Source organism: Candidatus Pedobacter colombiensis (assembly GCA_029202485.1).
Classification (GTDB): Bacteria; Bacteroidota; Bacteroidia; order Sphingobacteriales; family Sphingobacteriaceae; genus Pedobacter; species Pedobacter colombiensis.
On the sequence record CP119313.1, the window covers coordinates 1435657 to 1451785 of the forward strand.

General features: G+C 37.6%; 19 protein-coding genes. 9 read left to right on the forward strand and 10 right to left on the reverse strand.

The window, feature by feature from the left end; genetic code table 11:
• Positions 1-3 precede the first annotated feature (3 nt).
• The 4 genes from P0Y49_05895 (at position 4) to P0Y49_05910 (ending at position 4065) form a co-directional block, all read left to right on the forward strand.
• Positions 4-1812 carry a BatD family protein gene (locus P0Y49_05895; protein WEK20669.1) on the forward strand — a complete coding sequence of 603 codons (1809 nt, stop codon included), beginning with the start codon at positions 4-6 and terminating at the stop codon, positions 1810-1812.
• A complete protein-coding gene (locus P0Y49_05900; GenBank protein WEK20670.1) occupies positions 1790-2581 on the forward strand; it encodes a tetratricopeptide repeat protein in 792 nt (263 codons plus the stop codon). Before P0Y49_05895 ends, P0Y49_05900 begins: the two co-directional genes overlap by 23 nt.
• 127 nt (positions 2582-2708) lie before the next feature.
• On the forward strand, positions 2709-3341 hold the full coding sequence (locus P0Y49_05905) for a DUF4468 domain-containing protein (GenBank protein WEK20671.1): 633 nt from the start codon (positions 2709-2711) through the stop codon (positions 3339-3341).
• Positions 3342-3363: 22 nt separating this feature from the next.
• On the forward strand, positions 3364-4065 hold the full coding sequence (locus P0Y49_05910; GenBank protein ID WEK20672.1) for a DUF2461 domain-containing protein: 702 nt from the start codon (positions 3364-3366) through the stop codon (positions 4063-4065).
• Here P0Y49_05910 and P0Y49_05915 read toward each other — a convergent pair.
• From P0Y49_05915 to P0Y49_05945, 7 genes are all read right to left on the reverse strand, one after another.
• On the reverse strand, positions 4033-4545 hold the full coding sequence (locus P0Y49_05915) for a hypothetical protein (protein ID WEK20673.1): 513 nt from the start codon (positions 4543-4545) through the stop codon (positions 4033-4035). The two genes, P0Y49_05910 and P0Y49_05915, sit on opposite strands and share 33 nt — an antisense overlap.
• A 45-nt stretch (positions 4546-4590) precedes the next feature.
• Complete coding sequence (locus P0Y49_05920) at positions 4591-5409, reverse strand: NYN domain-containing protein (protein ID WEK20674.1); 819 nt, start codon at positions 5407-5409, stop codon at positions 4591-4593.
• A gap of 30 nt (positions 5410-5439) precedes the next feature.
• A complete protein-coding gene (locus P0Y49_05925) occupies positions 5440-6288 on the reverse strand; it encodes a prephenate dehydrogenase (GenBank protein ID WEK20675.1) in 849 nt (282 codons plus the stop codon).
• A gap of 33 nt (positions 6289-6321) precedes the next feature.
• Positions 6322-7467 carry an aminotransferase class I/II-fold pyridoxal phosphate-dependent enzyme gene (locus P0Y49_05930; protein WEK20676.1) on the reverse strand — a complete coding sequence of 382 codons (1146 nt, stop codon included), beginning with the start codon at positions 7465-7467 and terminating at the stop codon, positions 6322-6324.
• Positions 7468-7608: 141 nt separating this feature from the next.
• On the reverse strand, positions 7609-8160 hold the full coding sequence (locus tag P0Y49_05935) for a GNAT family N-acetyltransferase (protein ID WEK20677.1): 552 nt from the start codon (positions 8158-8160) through the stop codon (positions 7609-7611).
• Between the two features lie 25 nt (positions 8161-8185).
• The gene (locus P0Y49_05940; GenBank protein WEK20678.1) at positions 8186-8644 is read right to left on the reverse strand and encodes an SRPBCC domain-containing protein; all 459 of its coding nucleotides are present in this window, start codon (positions 8642-8644) and stop codon (positions 8186-8188) included.
• Positions 8645-8761: 117 nt separating this feature from the next.
• Positions 8762-9310, reverse strand: a complete 549-nt coding sequence (locus tag P0Y49_05945) for a hypothetical protein (GenBank protein ID WEK20679.1) — start codon at positions 9308-9310, stop codon at positions 8762-8764.
• A 98-nt stretch (positions 9311-9408) separates the two neighbouring features.
• Between P0Y49_05945 and P0Y49_05950 the strand changes: the two genes are divergently transcribed.
• Positions 9409-9570 carry a hypothetical protein gene (locus tag P0Y49_05950; protein ID WEK20680.1) on the forward strand — a complete coding sequence of 54 codons (162 nt, stop codon included), beginning with the start codon at positions 9409-9411 and terminating at the stop codon, positions 9568-9570.
• Positions 9571-9607: 37 nt separating this feature from the next.
• On the opposite strand, the gene P0Y49_05955 is transcribed toward P0Y49_05950, so the two are convergent.
• Positions 9608-10579 (reverse strand): TonB family protein, encoded by a 972-nt coding sequence (locus P0Y49_05955; protein WEK20681.1) that lies wholly within the window; start codon positions 10577-10579, stop codon positions 9608-9610.
• Between the two features lie 173 nt (positions 10580-10752).
• Here P0Y49_05955 and P0Y49_05960 point away from each other — a divergent pair, with 173 nt between their 5' ends.
• Both P0Y49_05960 and P0Y49_05965 read left to right on the forward strand, forming a co-directional pair.
• Entirely contained in the window at positions 10753-11031 is a 279-nt protein-coding gene (locus tag P0Y49_05960; GenBank protein WEK20682.1) for a transposase, read from the forward strand.
• Positions 11028-11879 carry an IS3 family transposase gene (locus P0Y49_05965; GenBank protein ID WEK20683.1) on the forward strand — a complete coding sequence of 284 codons (852 nt, stop codon included), beginning with the start codon at positions 11028-11030 and terminating at the stop codon, positions 11877-11879. Before P0Y49_05960 ends, P0Y49_05965 begins: the two co-directional genes overlap by 4 nt.
• A gap of 17 nt (positions 11880-11896) precedes the next feature.
• Here P0Y49_05965 and P0Y49_05970 read toward each other — a convergent pair whose 3' ends face one another.
• Complete coding sequence (locus P0Y49_05970; protein WEK20684.1) at positions 11897-12823, reverse strand: energy transducer TonB; 927 nt, start codon at positions 12821-12823, stop codon at positions 11897-11899.
• Between the two features lie 167 nt (positions 12824-12990).
• On the opposite strand from P0Y49_05970, the gene P0Y49_05975 reads away from it, so the two are divergent.
• Complete coding sequence (locus tag P0Y49_05975) at positions 12991-14301, forward strand: alpha-1,2-mannosidase (protein ID WEK20685.1); 1311 nt, start codon at positions 12991-12993, stop codon at positions 14299-14301.
• A gap of 41 nt (positions 14302-14342) precedes the next feature.
• Here P0Y49_05975 and P0Y49_05980 read toward each other — a convergent pair whose 3' ends face one another.
• A complete protein-coding gene (locus P0Y49_05980; GenBank protein ID WEK20686.1) occupies positions 14343-15473 on the reverse strand; it encodes a histidine decarboxylase in 1131 nt (376 codons plus the stop codon).
• Positions 15474-15623: 150 nt separating this feature from the next.
• On the opposite strand from P0Y49_05980, the gene P0Y49_05985 reads away from it, so the two are divergent.
• Positions 15624-16091: an Lrp/AsnC family transcriptional regulator gene (locus P0Y49_05985; GenBank protein WEK20687.1), complete on the forward strand. Its 468-nt coding sequence runs from the start codon at positions 15624-15626 to the stop codon at positions 16089-16091.
• The last annotated feature ends 38 nt before the right edge of the window (positions 16092-16129 follow it).

Consider the following 16129-nt stretch of genomic DNA (forward strand, 5'->3'; position numbering starts at 1 on the left):
AAAATGAGATATTATTTATTGTCAGTATTACTTTTATGGTCTGCCATTGGTTTAGGGCAGACAAAGGTTACGGCATCAGTAAGTTCGAATCAGGTGGCTACCGGTGAGCAGTTTGAGATTACCTTTTCAACGAATGGAAATCCGGAATCATTTGATCCACCTGCATTTAATGGGTTTCAGGTTGTTGGCGGACCCAATCAGTCATCCAGTTTCAGTTCAGTTAATGGAGCTACCACTGCAAGTATCTCCGTAGGTTATATACTGATTGGTGTAAAGGAAGGTGAATATACTATTGGACCGGCAACGATGTTGATCAATGGTAAGGCCTATAAATCTAATGGTGTAAAAATAAAGGTTACAAAAGGAAGGGCCGTTCCTCAGCAGTCGGGACAGTCGGCTCAAAGTGGTCAGGGCGATAGGGTAGCTAGTGGCAATTCAGCTGATATTTCGAAGCAATTGTTTCTGCGAGCCATTGCCAATAAAACGAATGTTTACCAGGGGGAACAGATTGCAGTTACTTATAAGCTATATGCAAATATTGGGATCGTAGGTAATGAGCCGGAGAAATTGCCTGATTTTAACGGATTCTGGAGTCAGGAAATTAAAAATGGAAACCAGAATGTAGAGTGGAAAGAAGAAGTGTATAATGGTGTTAGGTACCATGTAGCTGTACTTAAAGAGATCATTTTATTCCCGGAGCGTTTTGGAAAATTGACACTCGATCCTTTGATTATGAACTTTGTGGTGCGTAAAACGGTACCATCCAATGATCCTATTGAGCAATTTTTTGGAGGTGGTTCTTATGAGGATGTAAAATATAAAGTGAAAAGTGCTCCTGTAACCATTAATGTAAAAGCGTTGCCAGATGCCGGTAAGCCTGAAGGTTTTGAAGGTGCTGTTGGGACTTTTGCAATTGGTGCTGCAGTCGATAAATCATCACTTAAAGCAAATGAAGCTGTTAATTATACGCTTAAAATAACAGGTTCGGGTAATTTGAAACTGCTAAAAGCGCCAACAGTTAATTTTCCGGCTGACCTGGAAAAGTATGATCCGAAAATAACAGATCAGCTTACAGAAAGTATGAGTGGTGTTTCAGGGAGTAGAGAGTTTAGCTATTTGCTTATTCCAAGGCACGAGGGTAATTATACCATTGAGCCTTTAAAGTTCTCTTATTTTAACCCTGCTACTCAAAAATATGTGACTTTAACTGCGGGACCTTTTAATTTAAAGGTAGCTAAAGGTGCCCCGGGATCGAATGTTACGGCTTACGCTTCTGGAAATCAGCAGGACATCAAAATGTTGGCAAAAGACATCGCTTATATTAAGACGGGTACATCAGGTTTACATAAAAAAGGTAGTTCTTTTTATGGATCGGCAGTATATTACGCTTTACTTTGTTTAGGTCCTTTATTGTTTATTGCTGCTTTTGTTTATCGTAAAGAATACAGGGAGCTTAACAGGGATCAGGTGAAGGTAAAGGGCAGAAACGCCAATAAAGTTGCTGCTAAACATCTGTCGAATGCAAAGAAACAATTGCTGGCTGGTGATAAAAAGTTGTTTTATCAGGATGTTTATAAGGGCTTGTATCAGTATCTGAGCGACAAGTTTAATATTCCTGCCGCAGAATTGAACAAGGAAAATATCAGTGAGCAACTGACCGCTGCGGGGATTGCCAGTCCCTTAATCAATCAACTTACAGAAACATTGGATTTGTGTGAAATGGCGCGGTATGCTCCTGTTTCGGGAATTTCAGATCAGGAAGTATTTGATAAAGCTAAAGGTATCATTAATGACATTGAAGGGAATGCGTAACTTTTTAAAATATAATTTATGTGCATGGCTGTTGTTGTTCGCTATGCCTTTATGTACCTCAGCAAAGGAGATTGATGCGGAAGCTTTGCTAAAACGGGGAAATGCTGCTTATGCTAAAAACCAGTTTTCGGAGGCAGCCACAGTTTACCAGGAGGCATTGGATGCGGGTTATCAATCTGCAAACGTGTATTTTAATCTGGGCAATGCTCAGTATAAGTTAGCCGAAATGCCTGCCGCAATTTTGAATTATGAAAAGGCCTTGAAATTGGCGCCTGGTGATGCTGATATTAAGTTGAATTTGCAGTTGGCTAATCTTAAAATAACGGATAAGATAGAAGAGATCCCCGAGTTTTTTCTAAGCAAATGGTGGAAGGGCTTTGTTTTGTTCTTTTCACTAAGTACACTTTCAGTATTTACGATAGTATGTTTTATTGCAGGTTTTATTTTGCTGATTGCTTACTTGTTTTTGATTGCCGTTTGGCCTAAAAAGATGGCTTTTTATGCAGGGATCATAGTACTTTCATTGGGGTTGATCTTCTTGATCATGTCTGGGGTACAATCGCATTATCTGAATGCCCATCAGCAAGGTATCGTTTTTAGTGGTGCTGTTGATGTCAAAAGCGGCCCTGATGGACAGCAGAAAACCTTATTTGTTATACATGAAGGCACAAAAGTGATTATTCTTGAAGAGGTTAATGATTGGGCAAAGGTTGTGTTGGCCAATGGCAATGGGGGCTGGATAAAATTGCTGGATATTAAAGAAATTTAAGAGAGGGGTAAGGTATATTAACGTTACCATTTTTGGAATTCAAAATATGAAAATGGATTTCAATCTGATCTGTTACGGTATGTTTTTTCAAAAAATATTTTAATATTGCATCATAACTACATTAAATATGAAAACATCAAAATTAACGCTTCTATTAATTTTAGTAGGTTTACTTTCAAGCTTAAATTTACTTGCTCAGGATGCCATTACCTGGACTACTCAACGTAATGGGGCTAAGGTTGCCGATACTGTTGCTTTGGAAGATTATCTACCTGTAAAAGATAATATAGTTTATGTAGAAGCAGTTGTAGACTTACCAGGTACCACAAAGCAGGAATTATTCTCCAGGGCGAAACTGGCTATACAGAAAATCTTCACCAGCAATAAAATGGATAACTCAAATTACGATGCAGAATCCGGAATTTGCAGTGTTAATAATTTCTATGATATTTCTGATAAGACTGCTATTAGTAGGGTTATAGATAAGTATTATTTTAATGCTTTGCTCACTGTAATTGTAAAAGACGGTAAGTATAAAATTAAAATGGAGATACCGGAATATGCTTATGGATTTGAAAGTGATTATAAAAGACATACTGACTTCCAGTCGGAAAGTATGCCAATATCAAATCTTGCCAATAAACGTCAAAATGGTAAACGTCAGCGTATGCGGGTTCTTAAAACTTTAAATGATAAGATGTTCGTGACTTTGAATTTGGTAAAAACTGGAATGGAAAAGAAACTTGATAACGATTTTTAACAGTTTATATATTTGAGCTAATATGGCACAGTCACTTACAAAACAAGCTCAGCTATTTCCATCAAATCTTGCTTTTTTAAATAAGCTAAAAAATCACAATGACAGGGACTGGTTCAATGCCAATAAAGAAGAGTTTCAGCATGAACAGAGCATAGTAATAGCCTTTGCAGAAGCATTATTGCAAGACCTCAATACTCACGATGTAATAGAAACTCCTTCAGGTGTGAAAAGTGTCTACCGCATTTATAGGGATACCCGTTTCTCTAAGGACAAAACACCTTATAAAACGCATTGGAGTGGAAGTTTTAAACGTGCAACCAAATACCGCAGGGGAGGTTATTATTTTCATATTGAGCCGGGTAATAGTTTTATTGGAGGAGGATTTTGGGGGCCAAATGCGAATGATTTGAAGCTAATTAGAGAAGATATTTCATTTGATTCCGCACCTATGAGGAAAATCTTAAGCAGCGAGTCATTTATTTCCACATTTGAAAACTTAAAAGGGGAACAATTAAAGACAACCCCTAAAGGTTTTGATGCGAATGCTGAGGCTATAGATCTTTTACGCTATAAACAGTTTCTGCTGATCCGAAAGTTTTCTGACGAGGCTGTTTTAAGCCCGGATTTTTTAAAAGAGGCAAGTCAGACATTTAAGAATATGCGCCCATTTTTGGATTACATGAGCGAAATACTAACTACTGATATCAATGGATTGAGTATATAGAATTAGTTTTTCAATTTCATCTTTCCACAGTTGTCTACCGCTTACAACAAATTTTTCTGTCTGTCCGTCTGTTGTAGAAATTGCAAGCCCATTAGGAACAAGTCCAAGGGTATTGTAAAATGTTACATTTTTAACTTTTTGAAGATCAATAATTAGTCCGTGGTTTTGAAAATTAAAACCGTGAGATTGAAATTGGATTTTGTTTGCCAGTAGATAAAGTTTGCCACCAACAGCTTCACCGTTTATAAAATGATTTGCCCCACCCGAATAAATTATTGTTTCTCCGGAAGAGATTTTTATTTGCGTCTGTCGTTTTACTGTTTTTGAAGTTGTGAAGAGATACGTGGCTATCCCGAAAGCAAGTCCAGAAATTGGTCCTGCAATTAGCGCATTATGAGCATTAGAGGTAAAAGCAGAATAGAGTCCGAACAAAAGCCCGAATAAAAGTGCAGCGAAAATTGAGTTTTTAATTTGTGCCATTGTCTTAAAATTTGTTCTATAAATACTTGTCGGTTAAATTCAAGGCTATTTGCCCATGTTTTTCTTACGATTGGTCTTTTTAATAGCTGGTGCAGGTGCTGGCTGAGTGAGTTTCCTGATATAGATGTGCTTGACATTTGCTTTCCCGCTTTCTCGTTCGTCCACTTCAAAGCGGTTGGTACTTTTTATTAAAGGCAGTAATTTGGAAAAACCATAATTTCTGGAGTCAAAATCCGGTTTTTTCTTCATCATCAGATTGCCCAAATCTCCAAGATATGCCCATCCATCTTCATCTGCTAAATCAGTAATACTATCTGCGAAGAGCCTAATAATTGCTGGACCAACCTTGTTTAAAGGCTGTGTTTCCTGAGTTTTTATACTTGTAACGGTTTGTATGGTACTGTCTTCCACAGGAAGCAATTTTGGCTTCAGGATTTCAATATAGATAAATTTATCACAGGCCGTGATGAAAGGGGGCAATGTTTTCTTTTCACCGATACCAATTACTTTCATGCCTGCTTCCCGAAGTCTGGTGGCCAACCTGGTAAAATCACTGTCACTGGAGACGATACAGAAGCCATCGACTTTTCCCGTATAAAGGATATCCATGGCATCAATAATAAGCGCACTGTCGCTTGCATTTTTGCCACTGGAATAGCTGTACTGCTGAATGGGGGTGATGGCATTTTCCAGCAGTACTTTTTTCCACCCTGAAACCGTCGGTTTGGTCCAGTCGGCATAGATTCTTTTAAAGGTTGGAGTACCGTATTTGGCGATTTCTTCGAACATCTCCTTGACATTAGCATAAGGTACATTGTCTGCATCTATCAGTACGGCGAGTTTGAGGTCTTTCTCGTTTTTCATCGGTATGGATTTATTTAAAGATAAGCAGAATTATTCTTCCCGGTCCAGCACATGTTTGATTTTGTTCGCATTTTCCATCAACTCAGTAAGATAAGCCCAGTTCTCTTTTTCAATACAGGATTTGAATTTCCTGAGCTGAGTAATATGTTCATTTAACACATCGAGTACATTTTCTTTGTTCTGTTTAAATATGGGCATCCACATCGCAGGGCTACTTTTTGCAAGTCTTACTGTACTTTCAAAACCCGCACTGGCGAGTTCAAATATGGCATTTTCTTCTTTCTCTTTTTCCAGTACAGTGTTGGCCAACGCAAAAGAAGTAATGTGAGAAATATGGCTGACATAGGCAACGTGTACATCGTGATCTTTTCCTTCCATATATACATTATACATACCAAGCAATGTATATAACTGTTCTACTGTTGCCAGTGCATCTTTATCGCTTTCTGATGCATTACAGATGACATTGGCCCGACCATTGAAAGCCTGATCTGTTGCAGCTTCCGGTCCGCTAAATTCTGTACCCCACATCGGGTGGGTGGCTATATATCTGCCCCTGTTTATATGTCCCTTTACTGCGTCTAGTAAGGACATCTTAGTGGAACCGGTATCGAGCACAATCTGGTGTTGTACCTGGTCTAGTACCTGGGGTAATAATGTGGTACAAACACTCACAGGGGCACTTAATATAACCAAATCACTATTGGCTACCGCGGTATTCAGATCGGTTATCTCATCTACAATTCCAAGCTCCAGTGCTTTCTTTGTATGCGCCTCCTGATTATCTACACCGAATACTTTGGTGGCAAAGCCTTTTCCCTTTAATACTAAAGCCATGGAACCACCAATAAGTCCGAGACCGACTACTGCTATTTTCATTATTTAAATTTAATTATACACGCTGTGTTTATGTTATTTACTGATCCTGGTTATCGCTTCCTCAAACCTGGAGAGGTCACCGCAAAGACTGATCCTAATGTATCGATTACCCTGGCTCCCGAATATGCCACCTGGAGTAAGAAAAACATTTGCTCCATAAAGGATTTCATCGCTAAGGGCATAGGCATCCTCATAATGATCAGGGATTTTTGCCCAGACAAATAAGCCAACTTGTTTAAGTGAGTATCCACACCCCAGAATATCGAGTATACGATATACTTTAGCTCTTCTTTCTGCATAAATACTATTGATATGATTGTACCAGTCAGAGCCAAGGCTTAATGCTTTTGCAGCTGCCATTTGCAGAGGAAGAAACATACCACTATCCATATTGCTCTTAAACCTTAATACTTCATCAATCCGTTCTTTAGATCCGCAAAGCATACCAATCCGCCAACCAGCCATATTATGCGATTTGCTTAAAGAGTTCAGCTCCAATACTACTTCTTTAGCACCAGGGACCTCCAAAAGACTTATCGGATTATCATTCAGGATGAAGCTATAAGGATTATCATGTACCAACAAGATATGATTCTTCTTTGCAAAGCGAACCAGGTTTTCAAACAAACCAGCACTTATCGGTTGACCGGTGGGCATATGCGGGTAGTTTACAAACATCAGCTTCACCTTGCTCAAATCCTTCATTGCCAAAGCTTCCAGGTCTGGGTACCAGTTTCTTTCTTCCTTTAGGAGATAACTCACTGGTTTACCGCCTGCCAGTTTAACCGCACTGCTGTAAGTAGGATAACCAGGATCGGGGATCAATGCTTCATCACCCTCATTCAGATAGGTCATACAGATGTGCATGATGCCTTCTTTTGAACCAATTAGTGGCAATACTTCGGTATCAGGATCTAGAGATACCTTGTACCATCTTTGATACCAATCTGTAAAAGCTTGTCGTAATATAGGTATACCTTTGTAGCCCTGGTAACCATGTACTCCCGGCTTCACTGCTTCTTCCTGCAATGTTTTGATCACATCGGGATGTGGAGGAAGATCGGGGCTGCCGATACCTAAGTTAATGATGTTCTTGCCTTCTTTATTTAGGGACTCAATTTCCCTCAGTTTTTGGGAGAAGTAGTATTCACTAATACCCTCCAGTCTTTTTGCAATCATGATAGGAATTTTATCAAGGTGTGTGGTCGTAATATTACCATAATAACACTCATGATACGTTAATTTTAGTTTGTTTATTAGTTTGATGAAATCAAATATAAAAAACCTTTTTTAGTTCCATTATAATTGTTTGTGGCAAAGTTATGCTTTCAGTAGACTATAGATTTCACTGTCCAGGAATTTACCCTCGAAGTAATAATTTTCTCTGAAATATGCCTCTTTAACAAAGCCGTGTTTCAATAATAAAGCCCGAGATGCTTCATTTCCAGGATTGATGTTTGCACATATGGAATGTAGCTTTAGCTGGTTGAATCCGAAATCAATTACTTTGACCAATGCTTCTGTGAGGAGACCTTTTCGCCAGTAATCAGGCTGAAGAATATAACCTAGCTCTGCTCTATGATTGGGTAAGTCTGTGCGCCAAAAGCCCAGGTTCCCAATCATAAGTTCAGGATTTGATTTTAAAGTAATGGCCCAGATCAGATTTGCTCCTTTGCTGAAATTTTCATTAATGGTCCGAATGACTTGTTCTGATTCCTCAATATTTTTAGGACTTATACGATCAATGTAGCGCATAACTTGTTCATTGGTACGTAGGTCGTATAGTGCAGGGGCATCAGAAATGCGTTGCTCACGTAAAATAAGACGTGTTGTTTCTAGTTCAGGTAGTTTGGGAAGGTTGATATTGAGCATGGTAAAGGTTAGGTGATAATTAGAGCTATGCTTTCATAAAGTCAAAAGCTCCTTTACGCAAATTAATTCCGTATTCCAGATAAGCTTTCAGACAGGCAAGAAAATTAGCCCAACCTTCAGTATTTCCTTTTAGCCACGTTATTCCAGCCTCGTCATTATTTCCACCTCTTTCGATAATGGTGACTTTTGTTGCTCCTGTTTGGGTTGTGAGGAGGGTGATTTCTACCGGATTGGTCGTTCCTTGTTCACCACCCCAGGTAAAGGATATATACTTGTCATTTTCAATCTTGTCGACTAATACTTCTGAACCTTGATCAAATTCAGGCCAGTGCCAGATCAGTGCTTTGCCGGTTTCCATCCTGCCATTGCTTTTTGAGATAAAATAATTACTCATTTTATCAGGATCTACAATAGCTTCAAAAACTTCTGATACAGGTTTTGAAATTTGTATCGCTACTTTTATTTCAAGAGGTTGATTGGTCATAATGTTTACTATTTATTTGCCTTCATTGATCTTCATAATGCAAAATAATCAATAGTTTTTTAATTTTCCTGAACAAAAGGAGATTGCTAAAAGGTAATTGCGTACTTTTTTAAGAGTCTATAATTTTGTTGGTTGATCTTTTAGAGTATGTATCTTTTCCAATGCATTTTGTGCAGCTAAAGGATAATCTTTGAAATTACGAGTTATGTATTCTAGTTCTTTGTCACTACAATTTTCGAATTTTCTAAAGTAAAAGTCTGTTAGTTTTTGATGATCTATTTCTTGCTCTTCGGCGCTGGGAAAGAATATTGTTTTGACAACTTGTTTTACATTTATCTTATTTACGAAATAATAAATGATCAGAATAAAGAGAATTATTGGGTTAATACTTATAGATTCCATGCTACCATAGCTAACAAAAAATGCAACATTTCCTATTTCTAAATTGGCAATGTTGAATGTGCAGAGTAAAAGTAGTATTGGTAATCCATATCTTCTATATCGATTATTAGTAAATCTTAATGCTGTGGCAATCATAAAACATGTAAAGCCTACATAATTATTAATACTCAATAAATTATCATACAATACTAATTGAATAATAGTATTGGTCATAAAGAGCCCTAGGACACCAATAAAAGCAAAATCAAATTTCCTTTTCATCATGAGAATGTTAATATAAATTCCAGATGTGTTAAAAATACATTTTTTTGAATGTGTTCGGAAGATTAAATTAATGCGTTTTTGACTAAATTGCGCACATTATGACGGAAAATGAATTTTTAGTGTACTGCCAGGGCCAGGTATCAGGTCCGTTAAAAGATGAAGATATTGTGCTGATGTTAACGGCCTGGGGGAGTATTAAATTTACCCAAGGGTATAATCAGGCATTAGAAGATAATGGGATCGCAAAAGAAGATAAATAATTATTTTTGTGTTTTAATTCCTTCTTTTTCGGTTCGATTAGTTTGTATAGGTAAAAGAAATAGGAATGTTGAGTTTTAAACGAACAGGGAAACCATGTTGCCTACCTGAAATCCATTTAGGGGAAGCTGACAATACACGTAGGGCTTCTGCATCTAAGGGTGGGTATAATTTGCGTTCGATTTTAAGATTTGTCATCGTACCATCTGGTTCAATATAGAAACTCGCATACACTATTCCCTGAATTCCCTTACCAAGGGCTTGATCGGGCCACCGCACATTCTTACGTAAGTAATTATAAAATTTATCCATTCCTCCTTCCGTTACTGGGGGTTCTTCAATTGAAGTATACCTGTGTATCATTCCATTTATTTCACTTTCACCTGAAATAAATTGACCATCGTTATATTCTTCTTTATACCGAAGTAAACCTGAATGACTTTTCATGGTCCAGGTTCCATGTTTAAACCCTTCTTTGTAATCCCCTTCTATAGTAGCGCCATCATAATCTGAAGTTTCTTCTACAACATGCCCATTCCCATCGTTCACCATGACATGCCCAAGGGAATCAGCCTGATAATTTAGTAATGTTTCTATCGTATCAATTTGTTGGCCATTTTTTGAAATATTTTTTCTGAATTCAGTTATTCTATCTACCGAACCATTTTCATAAAAAAAATATGCCTTATCAATGGGATTATTGTTTTTATAGAATTCTGAACTCTTTCTTTTGCCATTTCTGTAATAAGAAACCAATTCTCCTTCATATATTAATGGACGAAATTCTGAAAGGCTACCAAGTCTCTTTTTCTTGCCATCGGGATATAGCTCTATTAATTTGAAAAGAACAGATCCGCTGTCTGGTTCTTGAATAACTCTGATATAGTCGGCGCTATCTTTACTGAAAACCTCTTGGTAATCGTTTTTAAAAAAATATACATTCTGCTTTTTTTGAGCGTTAACCCAATTAAAAGTGCAAACTAAAATGATTAGCGTTAATAATTTTTTCATTGTTATAAATAACTATTTTTGTGTTTTAATTCTTTTTTTCTTTTCCAAAGGTTCAAATAAAATCGTAAAAGAGATAGGAAATTGGAATTTTAGCTTACCTGAGAAACCATGTAGCCTATAATACTCCCCAAATATTGGACAGCTGATTAAATTCATAAATTTAACAGTTGAAAATGAAAAAAGAGCGTAGAAAATTCAGTTCTGTTTTCAAGACCAAAGTGGTGCTTGAAGCAATTAAGGAAAGTAGTACCATGCAAGAACTTGCGTCCAAATACAGTCTCCATCCCACACAGATCACCGCGTGGAAGCGTGAATTTCTTGAGAAAGCCGATACGGTGTTTGGTTCAGAGAAACCAGATGAAAAGGAAGAATCTAAAGAGAAGGAACTGTACTCCAAGATTGGCGAACTTCAGATCCAGGTTGATTTCCTAAAAAAAGTCTTGGGGAAATGAGTATGATTGAAAGGCGTAGCCTTATTTCCCCGGAGCACCAGGCGCTGAGTATTGCCAGTCAGTGCAAGCTACTGAACTTGCAGCGCAGCTGCTATTATTTCAAGCCTAAAGGCGAGTCGCTGTTCAACCAGTCGATAATGAATTTGATTGACCGTAAGTTTCTTGACTGCCCGTTTTACGGCGTGGACCGGATGACTGCGTATCTTAACAAAGATTTGGGATGTCATGTGAATAACAAGCGTATACGTCGTCTTTATCGTGTGATGAACCTGCGGACAATTTATCCTAAAAAGAACCTGAGCAAGGCTAATGCGGCACACCATAAATATCCATATTTGCTGAAAGGCTTGAAAATAGATCGGCCGGGCCAGGTTTGGCAGGCTGATATCACTTATATTCCCATGTTCAGAGGCTTCATGTATATGTTTGCCATTATTGATGTGTACAGCCGAAAGATTGTCGGATGGAGCATTTCAAATACCATGACCGTAGAATGGTGCAGAGATGTACTGCTTGAAACCATTGAAGAACATGGTACACCTGGTATATTTAATACGGATCAAGGCTCACAGTTCACCAGTCCGATCTTCACTAAAGCACTTAAAGACAGTAATGTAAGTATATCTATGGATGGCAAGGGAAGAGCCTTGGATAATGTGTTCATTGAGCGATTCTGGAGATCTTTGAAACAGGAGTATATTTATCTTAACCCACCTAACGGTGGTATGGAATTATTCCAGGGTATAAAACGGTATGTGGAATTTTATAACAATGAACGAAGGCATCGGTCAATGGACGATCTTACGCCAAATGAGGTATTCTATCAAAATAATAAAAAAGTGTCCTAAATAATCTTAAGTTTGACCTATAGCTGTCCAGCAAACCGGGAGTACTTCAGCCTACCAGGAATCAACTTAGGTAAAGTTGAGAACACGCGCAGGGCTTCTGCATCTAAAGATGGGAATAATTTGCGTTCGATTTTAATATCCGAGATTGTACCATCCGTGTCAACAACGCAACTTAAAAATACTTTTCCTTGAATTTTTTTTCCCACAGCATCAATGGGCCATTGCAAATTCTTTAATATGAAATCATAAACGTTACCCCCTCCTTCCATTGTTGGGTATTCTTCAATTGAAGTATATTCATGTATCATTCCATTGATTTCACTTTCACCTGAAATAAATTCACCACTGTTATATTTTTCTTTATATCGGAGTAAACCTGAATGACTTTTCATGGTCCAGGTTCCATGTTTAAACCCTTCTTTGTAATCCCCTTCTATAGTAGCGCCACCATAAGCTGAAGTTTCTTCTAGAACATGCCCATTCCCATCGTTTACCATGACGTGCCCAAGGGAATCAGCCTGATAATTTAGTAATTTTTCTACTAAATCAATTTGTTGGTCATTATTCCTGAATTCAGTTATTCTATCCACCGAACCATTTTCATGAAAAAAATATGCCTTATCAATGGGCGCATTTTTTTTAAAGAATTCTGAGCTCTTTCTTTTGCCATTTCTGTAATAAGAGACCAATTCTCCTTCATATATTAATGGTGGAAATGACGAAACACTCCCCAATGTTTTTTTTTTACCGTCTGGATATAGTTCTATTAATTTGAAAAGAACAGATCCGCTGTCTGGTTCTTGAATAACTCTGATAAAGTCGGCGCTATCTTTACTTAAAACTTCTTGGTAATCGTTTTTATAAAAATATACATTCTGCTTTTTTTGAGCGTTAACCCAATTAAAAGTGCAAACTAAAATACTCAGCGTTAATGATTTTTTCATTGTTGTAAATAAAGACAAGTAAAATTAAAAATTATATTAATAAATCCTTATTCTACCTATTTAATTATTAGAATTTTCATGTAATCATCGCTTATCATTAAGCTAAAATTGTACAATATCATACAAGCTATATCAGTTATTTTTATAGCCAAGTATAAACCAATTTTATGAAAACGAATCTCTCTCCAAAATTATTTCTCTTTGCCTGTATATTGGTTTCAACAATTGCTTGTGGCAAGAAAAAAGACGCTGATCCGGATAAGCCAGATACAACTCCACCGATTGTTATCCCACCTGTTGTCTCTCCACCGGTATATACTGGAACGAGCATGATTGTTGAAAGCCTTTCCGGTCCGGTAACATCCAACGAGACCATTGCATTTAAAAATTATATATATAATAAGATCTCTGCCCCGGCAACTAATGATGGGAACATTTGGGTTTATGGTAATTCAGGTAAGCAAATCGAGGCATGCGGCTTAATGTATGAAACAACGCACGATATAGCTATACTGGATCGAATGATCTATTTGTGTGATGCAGCGCTTGCCGGACGTAATGATTTGGCTTCTGCAGTCAATGGTGGTCAACGAACCATCTGGACAGGAAGTATAGAACCGGTATGGCCTTCTTCTAAGCCTGAAGTTCTTGTGCAACAGGCAGGGGTGGAGCAAGGCCAGATTCTTTCTCATATGGCTTTTTGCTCTTTATTGATTCTGCAAAATCCATCAATTTGGAATAACACAGTTGGTATTGGCGATTCGAAGGGATTTGGAGCAACCTATAAAGCCCGTGCATTAAAATATATCACTGAAGCTGATTATGTGATGGATAAATGGATACTTCCAAGGTTTATTCGCACTACAGATAATAATCGATACTACTTTCCCGGTGCACCAAATGATTATAAACCTAATGAGCCGGCGCCATGGAACCAAGCCTGGATGCTTACCAATGGTTTTGTGAGATTGGTACAATGTCATACAATTTTAGGTGATGATGCTAATCGGATCACACGATATGATGCAATTGTAAAACCAAATATCGATTGGTTTTTTGCTAATATGAAGCCCAATACTTCCAAATCCGGTTCTGCCTGCTATCTTTTTGCTTACGCTTATCCCAGTGGAACTGAAGATGCTAATCATTTTGCCTATGATGTAGAGGGCGTATGGATAGCTTATAATAGTGGACGTTATGGCTTGACTAAAGCGCAAATTATGCCTTTGGCAAATACATATTTTGATATTGTACTAGCTACGGTAACCAATGGTATTTATGCAGGAAAGATTGATGGCACTACGGGTAGCGGCAACTCAGGGGGCGACGATTATGTAAGGGATGAATACATTTATCTTACAGAGTTTAGACCTGAGAAATTTGAAGAAGTAGGAAATATAGAAATCAATAAAAATAAGATCGCTTCATCGCCTCAGATTACGGGGCGGCTGCTGTGGGCAAAAAATAGGAGAAAATAAAAAAAGCCATTTCTGATGTTGTCAGAAATGGCTTTTAAGATTTATACTCGTACTTTTTCTGCTGATAGTGACAATTCGTAATCTGCGAAGAATTCATCAAACTTCGCTTTGCTTATTCCGGGCATACAGATGATGTGACTCATGCCATCTTCGGTAGCAAGCTGCCATTTTACCTTTAAGGCTAATGCTGGCGCCGGGAAAACTACGGTTAAGGCAGAAGGATTACACCAGGCATTGACACCCAATTCTTTAAATCGGTTGAGTACATATTGTGCGGTTTCCAGACTTTCTATTGCACGCTGCTTTAAACCCTCGATACCAAGTTTTTTAATTGCATACCACATAAATATCGGGCTATGTCCATTCCTGCTTCCGGTAATTGTAGTATCTACAGTTCCAATGTATGGAATGGTTTTACCAATACGTTCCTTGTAATTTTTCTTTACCAAAACTACACCGCAAGGTATTGGTGAGCCAATAAATTTGTGTCCGCTTATAGCTAAACTGTCGCAACCATATTCAAAATCGAAACCCGGTTCAAGATTTAGCAATGCACTGTAGGTTCCCGCCAGCGCAGCATCACAATGAATATAATGATTTTTTATAGCCAATGAAGCCAGCGTTTGTTTGATACGACTTAAATCGTCTTTTGCCTCAGTCATTGTGGTACCAATGTTGGCTAAAATAATGACCGGTTTATCCCGGTTCATTTGCACCATTTGGCGCAGATCCTCATAATCCATTTCTCCGTTTTCTTGCTTACGGATTACTATGCTTTGGCAATTCAGTAGCTGAATATTTTTCTGTACGCTATAATGGGTCGCCTCCGAATAGTAAACTACTCCATTTGGATAGATTTCTCTGGCTACATACAAACCATAAAGGTTTCCTTCCGAACCGCCATTGGTTACATATCCCCACCAATTATCAGATGGTGCATGGAACAAATCTGCAAAAAAACGAAGTACTTCCTGTTCAAGTGATCTCGAATTTAGGTCGTAAGTTGATTCTACCAGTGGATCACCCACATTGTTTAAAGGAAGCTTTAATAAGGGGTAAAGCTCTGAATAGTCAAAATCCTGCGCTATAGGATAGCCAATAAAATATTCAGAACGTTCTTTTGCCTTCTCCATGTAGGCCATTAATCTTTCATTATCAGGTTTTTTTAACATTGTTCTTTATGATTTGGTATTGCAAAATTGATGAATTGTAGATTAATTATCTATTGATATAGAAAAATCAGGAAATATATCTTTTTATGTCTGATTTGTCAGATCAAATAACTTATTTTGCTCTTTAAAACTTCATTTAAAGGAAATACTATGGCAACTGCATTAGACGCGATGGACACTAAAATCTTAAACTTACTGCAAAGAGATTCATCTTTGCATGTAAAAGAAATTGCAGCAAGGATCGGGTTGAGCCAATCACCAACTTATGAACGTATTAAAAAACTTGAAAATGAAGGGTTTATTGATAAGTACGTTGCCTTAGTAAACCGAGAGAAGTTAGGGAAACATTTGATGGTTATTTGTACAGTTACGCTTAAAGAGCAATCAATTGCTGCATTAAAGGAATTTGAGCAATCTATTATTAAATTTAAAGAAGTACTGGAAGTAATGTGTATTGCTGGAAGTAGTGATTACATCCTTAAAATAGCTGTCGAAGATGTAAATACATATCATAGATTTGTGATTGAGCAAATATCATCCATTGCAAATATTTCTAATCTCAGTAGTAATTTTGTACTTAAGGAACTCAAAAAAGATACCGCTATTGAGATTGGATAGATACCTATTTCAAATTTATTAAATCTGGCGTTTTTTTA